Origin of the sequence: Phycicoccus sp. Soil803, assembly GCF_001429685.1 — a bacterium.
Taxonomy (GTDB): domain Bacteria; phylum Actinomycetota; class Actinomycetes; order Actinomycetales; family Dermatophilaceae; genus Pedococcus.
Map to the genome: position 1 here is coordinate 2,174,513 of NZ_LMST01000001.1, position 7,399 is coordinate 2,181,911.

Annotated in this window: 7 protein-coding genes; 4 read left to right on the forward strand and 3 right to left on the reverse strand. The window is 68.4% G+C overall.

Features of this window, described 5'->3' with window-relative positions:
* The first annotated feature begins 42 nt into the window (after positions 1-42).
* Positions 43-1,647 (forward strand): SulP family inorganic anion transporter, encoded by a 1,605-nt coding sequence (locus ASG95_RS09930; protein WP_235543718.1) that lies wholly within the window; start codon positions 43-45, stop codon positions 1,645-1,647.
* A 358-nt stretch (positions 1,648-2,005) separates the two neighbouring features.
* Here the strand turns inward: ASG95_RS09930 and ASG95_RS09940 are convergent, their stop codons facing one another.
* Entirely contained in the window at positions 2,006-2,422 is a 417-nt protein-coding gene (locus ASG95_RS09940; protein ID WP_157581912.1) for a hypothetical protein, read from the reverse strand.
* 182 nt (positions 2,423-2,604) lie between these two features.
* Here ASG95_RS09940 and ASG95_RS09945 point away from each other — a divergent pair, with 182 nt between their 5' ends.
* Entirely contained in the window at positions 2,605-4,068 is a 1,464-nt protein-coding gene (locus tag ASG95_RS09945) for a phospholipase D-like domain-containing protein (protein WP_057377348.1), read from the forward strand.
* Between the two features lie 140 nt (positions 4,069-4,208).
* Here the strand turns inward: ASG95_RS09945 and ASG95_RS09950 are convergent, their stop codons facing one another.
* Together ASG95_RS09950 and ASG95_RS09955 are read right to left on the reverse strand one after the other, a co-directional pair.
* Positions 4,209-5,525 carry an NTP transferase domain-containing protein gene (locus ASG95_RS09950; protein ID WP_082592471.1) on the reverse strand — a complete coding sequence of 439 codons (1,317 nt, stop codon included), beginning with the start codon at positions 5,523-5,525 and terminating at the stop codon, positions 4,209-4,211.
* A 167-nt stretch (positions 5,526-5,692) separates the two neighbouring features.
* A complete protein-coding gene (locus ASG95_RS09955) occupies positions 5,693-6,157 on the reverse strand; it encodes a cupin domain-containing protein (RefSeq protein WP_057377350.1) in 465 nt (154 codons plus the stop codon).
* A 148-nt stretch (positions 6,158-6,305) separates the two neighbouring features.
* Here ASG95_RS09955 and ASG95_RS20855 point away from each other — a divergent pair.
* Positions 6,306-7,199 (forward strand): HAD family hydrolase (locus ASG95_RS20855; RefSeq protein ID WP_157582468.1); only part of this gene is annotated, 894 nt, incomplete at its 3' end.
* Positions 7,200-7,249: 50 nt separating this feature from the next.
* Positions 7,250-7,399, forward strand: a 150-nt coding sequence (locus ASG95_RS22400; protein WP_200961968.1) for a methyltransferase domain-containing protein, incomplete at its 3' end; no start/stop codon positions are given.

Sequence of the window (7,399 nt, forward strand, 5' to 3'; positions counted from 1 at the left end):
AGGTCGGGCCAGCTATTTCCACGCAAGGCGGACTGGTCGGGCGTGCGACCGGGGCGTGACCTGACCGCGGGCCTCATGGTCGGACTGGTGGCCCTGCCGCTGGCCCTCGGTTTCGGTGCCAACTCGGGACTGGGCGCAAGCGCCGGGTTGGTCACCGCCATCGTCGCGGGGGCCGTCGCGGCGGTGTTCGGTGGGAGCCGGGTCCAGGTCAGTGGCCCGACCGGCGCCATGACTGTCGTCCTCGTCCCCATTGTTGCCACCCACGGAGCCGACGGGGTTCTGGTGGTCGGCCTGCTCGCTGGAGCAGTCCTCATCGGGCTCGGCTACCTCGGTGCCGGGCGCTTCATCCGGTACGTGCCCATCCCGGTGGTCGAGGGCTTCACCCTCGGCATCGCCGTCATCATCGCCCTCCAACAGGTCCCGTCCGCTCTCGGCGTGCGAGTCGACGCGGACAAGGTGCTCGTCGTGGCCGCACACGCCATCGCCGAGTGGGCCAGGTCCCCGGTGTGGGCACCGCTGCTCGTGGCCGCCGGTGTCGGGATGGTCGTCCTCCTGCTGTCACGGATCCGGCCCTCGCTCCCCGGTTCGCTCATCGCGGTGGTCGGCGCCACGGTCGGGAACGCCGTCCTCGGCTGGCGGGTCACACCCATCGGCAGCATCCCGTCGAACCTGCCCGTGCCGTCGCTGCCGGGCGTGCCCCTGGGTGACCTGGGCGCGCTGGTCCTGCCCGCCATCGCGGTCGCCGCGCTGGCAGCCCTCGAGAGCCTGCTCTCCGCCACCGTCGCCGACGGCATGAGCGTCGGGCGACGACACGATCCCAATCGCGAGCTCTTCGGCCAAGGACTGGCCAACCTCGCATCACCGCTGTTCGGCGGGATCCCGGCCACTGCGGCCATCGCGCGCACCGCCGTCAACGTCCGCTCCGGCGCGACATCCCGGCTGGCGTCGCTCACGCACGCCCTCGTACTGCTCTTCGTCATCCTCGTCGCCGCCCGCTGGGTCGCCCAGATCCCGTTGGCCGCACTCGCTGGCGTGCTCATTGCCACCGCGGTCCAGATGGTCAAGGTGTCCAGCCTGCACGCACTCCTGCGATCCACTCGCGGAGACTGCGTCGTCCTCGTGCTCACGGCCTTGGCGACGGTCATCTTCGACCTCGTCACCGCCGTGCTGGTCGGCCTGGTGGTGGCGGGCTTCTTCGCACTGCAGCAGGCGGCCCGGGCGGCGCGGGTGGAGGAGGTCCCCCTGGACGAGGGTGACCACACCGATGAGGAGCGCCGGCTGCTCGACGAGCACATCATCGCCTACCGGATCGACGGCCCACTCTTCTTCGCCGCCGCCCACGACTTCCTGCTGGAGCTCGCCGAGGTCACGACCGTGCGCGTCGTGGTGCTCAGAATGTCCCGCGTGACGGCCATCGACGCCACGGGCGCCAGTATCCTGGCCGACACGATCAGCCGCCTCGAGAGGCGCCACGTGACCGTGTTGTTGTCGGGGGTCCAGCCGCAGCACGAGCGGGTGCTGCACGAGCTCGGCGTCTACGGCCACCTCGCCCACGAGAGGCACCTGTTCGCTACAACGTCCGACGCGATCGCGCATGCGCGCCTGCACGCCGCCCGGGTGATGCACAGCCCGAACGGTCCGTCCTGAGACGGGCGCGATGTCGAGGCCGAGGCCGAGGCCGTCGAGTGTCTCAACGATGACCGGCGGCCAGAGAGACTGGTGGGTCGTCACGGCGACGTACGGGAGTTACCACGGTTACGCCTTTGCGATCTGCGTCGGGGGCGCAGCAGTGGGTGGCTTACTCGGGTGGCTGTTGACAGGTGACCCGGCAATCGGGATGGGTATCGGCGTCTTCGCGGGGATGGTCGTCTGGCTGGGCTTGGTCGTTTGGGCAACGCGGGTGCTCGAGAAGTTCGAGGGACGGCGACGTGCCGAGCCATAGCGCCAGCGCGCATCGGCACAATGCAACTCCACTCTCCGCGGCATGAGCGGTCGTTGGCTCGCGCTAGCAGCTCACGTCCAGGGCAGAGGTTGGGGTGTCGCAGCGACTGAACTCCCAGCGTTGGCTGCCGAACTTGTCTTGCGTCGCGTCGATGAACACTTCCGCTCCGCCCCCCGGAACGACGCGGTAGTACTCCGTGATGGGGTCGCCTTCAACAGTGCCGTAGCGAACGAGCAGTTCTGCACCATCACCGGCTGCCCATGCATCAGCAAGGCATGCCACCTCGGCTCGGCTGCTCGCTTCTAGTCGTTCACCCACCTCAAGCGTGAACTCGCCGCAACTGGGCAGCGCCGACCGTTCCTGCCACTGTTCTTGGACGGGGTCACCACGAAGCAGCGAGCAACTGGCGACGAGCAGAAGGGAACTCGCGGTCATCAGCACGGCCGTCGGCAACCCGTAGGTGCTTTGGCCCTCGTCCACGGCCACACAATCCCACACGGCCTGTGCAGCCGTCCGCTCATCGGCATGAGAGGGCGGTCCGTGGCGGCCAACAGGCGGCGATATGACACGCGTCAGACATCGCGCCATCTCGGATGAGAGGAGCTTGCGCGGGCCCGATCTCGGCGCTGGTTCGCACGGAGTCTGGGTGGCAGCCTGTAGGGATGAGCGACTGGTTCCTGCCGGAGCGGGATCGCCCGTGGACGGCCGGGAACCTCGTGGTGCCGCGCGTGCACGGCGCCGAATACTTCGCGCGTCTGGTCGAGGTCGTCGTGGCCACGCGCGAAGGGGACCGGATCTTCTTCACCGACTGGCGAGGCGACGCCGACGAGCTGCTGGCGGAAGGTGGCCCGACGATCGGCGACCTGCTGACCGACGCCGCCAGCCGTGGTGTCGAGGTGCGCGCTCTCCTGTGGCGCTCGCACAGCGACAAGATTCGCTTCAACGCGCAGGAGAACCGCCATCTCGGCGCAGTCATCAACGAGGCGGGTGGCGAAGCGCTCTTCGACGAGCGGGTACGTCGTGGCGGGTCGCACCACCAGAAGCTGTTCGTCGTGCGCCGTCAGGGTCGCTCGCATGAGGACGTGGCCTTCGTCGGCGGGATCGACCTGTGTCACGAGCGGCGAGACGACACCGAGCATCTGGGCGATCCGCAGCCGGCTCCACTCGACGACCGCTACGGTCCGCACCCACCCTGGCACGACGCCGCCCTGGAGATACGTGGTCCTGCGGTCAGCCATGTGCTCGACGTCTTCTCCGAGCGCTGGGACGACCCCACGCCGCTGGATCATCGCAACCCGTACCGCGCGCTGATCCAGAAGGCAGCCCGGATGCCGAGGCACCCAGAGCCCCTGCCGGAACGCTGGGACCCCCCACCCGATTGCGGTCCGCACCTGGTGCAGGTCGTACGCACCTATCCCGCGAAGCGACCACCCTTTCCGTTCGCCCCGGATGGCGAACGGACGATCGCCCAGGCCTACGAACACGCCTTTGCCCGCGCGCGACGCCTCATCTATGTCGAGGACCAGTACTTCTGGTCCTCAGTCGTGACCAGCACGCTCGCCGACGCTCTCCGCCGCGAACCCGCACTCCAGGTGATCGCCGTGGTCCCGCGGTTCCCCGAACAGGACAACGCGACGAGCGGCACACCGACGCGCCTTGGCCAGCAACGTGCCAAGGACCTACTCCACGAGGTGGGCGGAGCGCGGTTCGCCATGTATGACCTCCAGAACGCCGTAGGCACGCCCGTCTACGTGCACGCGAAGGTCTGCATCGTCGACGACGAATGGATGACTTGCGGGTCCGACAACCTCAACCTGCGCTCCTGGACCCACGACTCCGAAGTCACCTGCGCCGTCGTTGACACCGAAGGCCGCCTGCCGCGCGAGTTCCGTGCGACATTGTGGGCCGAGCACCTCGGTATACCTCCGGACGACCCTCGGCTCCTCGACGTGGATCACGCCACGAGCCTCTGGGCGGGGCGTGCCGCAGAGCCAGGCGCCCGCATCCGGCCCCACGTCCTCACGCCGGTACGCCGGGCTGTCCGATTGTGGGCCGATCCGGCGTACCGGTTCCTCTTCGACCCCGACGGTCGTCCGAAGGGGCTGCGCGCTACCGACAAGTTCTGACTGGACCTCGACACACCGCGGAATGGGCATCACGCCGACGCCCTTCTCAACAGGCGACCCGAGTCTGCCGTAGCCAGGGAACCTGCTCTGACTCTCGACGGATACACACACGTCCAAGTCCGCCCTTGAGGTCGACGCTGTCAGGTGTGCATCGCGCGCAGGAGGAGCACCACGCCGCGCGCCGTGTCGAGGTTGGCCGCGACGGCGACGACCGCCAGCCCCCAAAGAGGTAGGCCGCTGATCGCCGCCAGAGCGAAGACCAGCAACCGGACCTCGCGCCGGAAGAGCAACCGCACCTCGGTGTCTCGACCCACCGCGTGGACGTAGGAGATCAGCAGGCAGCCGCACCCGGCGGCGAACCCCCAGGCCCAGGCGGTCTCGGTGTGGCCGGCGCCGATGACCAGGCCGACCACGACGGCGAGGTCGGCATAGCGGTCCAGCAGCGTGTCGAGCGCGGCGCCGCGGCGCGAGGCCCGACCGCTGACTCGCGCGAGCTCCCCGTCGACGCCGTCAAGGGCGGAGCCGAGCAGGACGCCGAGCCCGCCCGCGGCCATCGCCCACCGGTCGCCGACCGCAATCAGGCCGGACGCGAGAAGCGTGGTGGCGAAGGCCAGCAACGTGGCCATATGCGGGCTGAGTCCGGTCCGCAGCAGTTGGCGGGTCAGGGGTCCCGAGATCCGCCGGTTGACGGTTCGGGCGATGATCTGGTCGGTCGGCTTGGGGCCGTACCGGCGCCACATCACCCGTTCCAGGGCCCGCACTCCATCGGGTGTATCGACGGCCGCCCAGAGCCCGGTGAAGTCGCAGGTGGTCATCTCGAATCCGTCGTCAAGCATCCGCCGCCGCACGGTGGCCCACGGCATCGCCGGTGCGTCGGCGATCACGGCCATGACGTCGGCGACGTGGACGCAGCTGAGGCCGGCGTCGACCGCGGCATACTCCTTCAGGTCGGCTGCCAGCTCGAGCAGTCGGCCGTCGGCCGCGGTCCGCACCCGGACGGGCGCCACCCCTCCCAGGCCACCCACCTGGCGCTGGGGGTCACGGTCGACGGCCAGCACGTTGCGACCCGGTGCGGCCATCAATCGCCGTACGTCGTCGGCCTCGAACACGTGGTCGCCCATGACGACCAGGCACCGCTCCTCGTCGACCTGCTGGAGGCCAGCCAGCACCGAGGTCGACGTGCCCTGCTGCCAGTCCGGGTTGACTATCAATTCGACCGGGAGGCCATGGGAGGAGATGGTCGCCGCCACGTCCTCGCTCCGGTGGCCGGCCACCACCACGATCCGGGTCAATCCTGCCTCGCGCAGAACCTTGACCGTGCGGTCGAGCAGAGTCACGCCGCCTACCCGCCGCAATACTGTCGGCTGGAGTGCGCCGGACCGGTGCCTCGACTCCGCGGCTATCACGACCGCGGTCGTCGCCCGTGGTTGGGGATCGGTCGCCGGGCGCGGGTGCATGGCTCGCAGTATGCAGCAGCACGCAGGTGCGCGACGGGGCCGGGTGCGGGGAGATCCCCGCCTCTACAGCCGCAGGCGAGACGCCGTATGGGGCGCTGCACAAGTGGGCAGCTCGCTGCGTGACGTGCAGAGGCGGCGGAAAGATCCGCCCATCGCGGCAGCTCAGGCTAGGCGTGCTCGTCCGCCGCCGCGCGTGGTTGAACAGACCATTCGGCGGGTTCGTCGTCGGTGTCGGTGTCGGCGACCGTCTTGGTCTGGTGCACCTTGCCAGGCTTGTGGTGTTGAGGTGCGTAGACGGTGTAGACCTGCATCGGCTCATCGCCGATGTTGGTGACGTTGTGCCAGCTCCCGGCAGGAACGAGGACGCACCAGCCATCGGTGACCTCTTGGTCGAAAGTCAGTTCGTCCTTGGCGGGGCCCATCTGGGCGCGACCCCGGCCGCGGTCGAGTCGAATGAACTGGTCGGTGTCAGGGTGCTTTTCCAGTCCGATGTCGCCGTTGACCGGAATCGACATGAGGGTGACCTGCAGGTACGTGCCGCTCCAGGCCACGGTGCGGTAGTTCGGGTTCTCAAGCGTTTCGGTCTCGAGGTCGAACGCCTGGGGACGGGGGCCGATGTCTGTGATGCTCATGTTTTGACCGTAGCCCCGCTCTGCCCCCGTCGGAATGCTCAACCTCTGAGGCCAGAGACCGGATCGGCGTAACGCCGAAGGCTGAGACTTCGGTTCGTAGGAACCACCCACCGGGTGTGGCAGCGCTCAGCCGGGGTAGGAAGAGGCCATGGCAGACACGGCGATCTTCGACGTCGACGGAACCCTCGTGGACACCAACTACCAGCACGCCTTGGCCTGGTTCCGTGCCTTCCGCCGTCATGACATCACCCGGCCGATGTGGCGCATCCACCGCGGCATCGGGATGGGTGGTGACCTGTTCGTCTCCGCGATCGCGGGCCGAGACGTCGAGGAAGCGCACGGGGACGACCTGCGCGACGCGTGGGCCGAGGAGTTCGACCAGCTCGTCGGTGAGATTCAACCCTTCGAAGGCGCGCACGAGCTGCTGGCCGAAGTCAAGGAGCGCGGCTTCCGCCTTGTTCTCGCCAGCTCGGGCAAGACCGAGCACGTAGAAGCCTTCCTCGACCTCATCGACGGCAAGTCCCTCGCCGATGCCTGGACCACTTCCGACGACGTGCAGAAGAGCAAGCCTGAGCCGGACATCGTGGCGGCGGCGCTGGCCAAGGTGAAGGGCGCAAGCGGCATCATGGTGGGCGACTCGATCTACGACGCACAGGCGGCAGCGAAACTCAACATCCCTACCCTCGGCGTACGCACCGGCGGCTTCTCGGTCGGTGAACTCCAAGAAGCCGGCGTGATGCAGGTCTTCGACTCGCTGGTGGCCTTCCGCAACGCCCTGGATGGCACACCCCTGGCTCGCCCCAAGCCGCTGAGCAGCGAATGTGGGCTGCCGTCCGGCAGCACCCAATGCGCGTTCCTGTGGCGGTTCGCACAGTCCGCCGCGCACTCGCGGCGGTATGGAACATTCACGAGTCGACACCGATTGGTGGATCAGTCCCTCATGCCTCCTCTCTGGCTGTACTGGTGCCTTGAAACAACATGGTCGGTAGTCTCGAGCGGTGACGAGCGAGCCATTCGGCATGTTCGAGGGGATGTACGCCGGNAGGCGGGGCCAAGCCGCCCTGGGACTACGGCGCCCCTCGTCCACAGCTGGTGGCGTGGGCTGAGGCGCAGAACCTGGCCGGGGGTGGCCGCGAGGCACTGGTCGTCGGGTGTGGCTACGGAGCTGACGCCGAGTATCTTGCCTCGCTGGGATATCGCACCACCGGGTTCGACTTCGCGCCGACCGCGATCGCTGCAGCG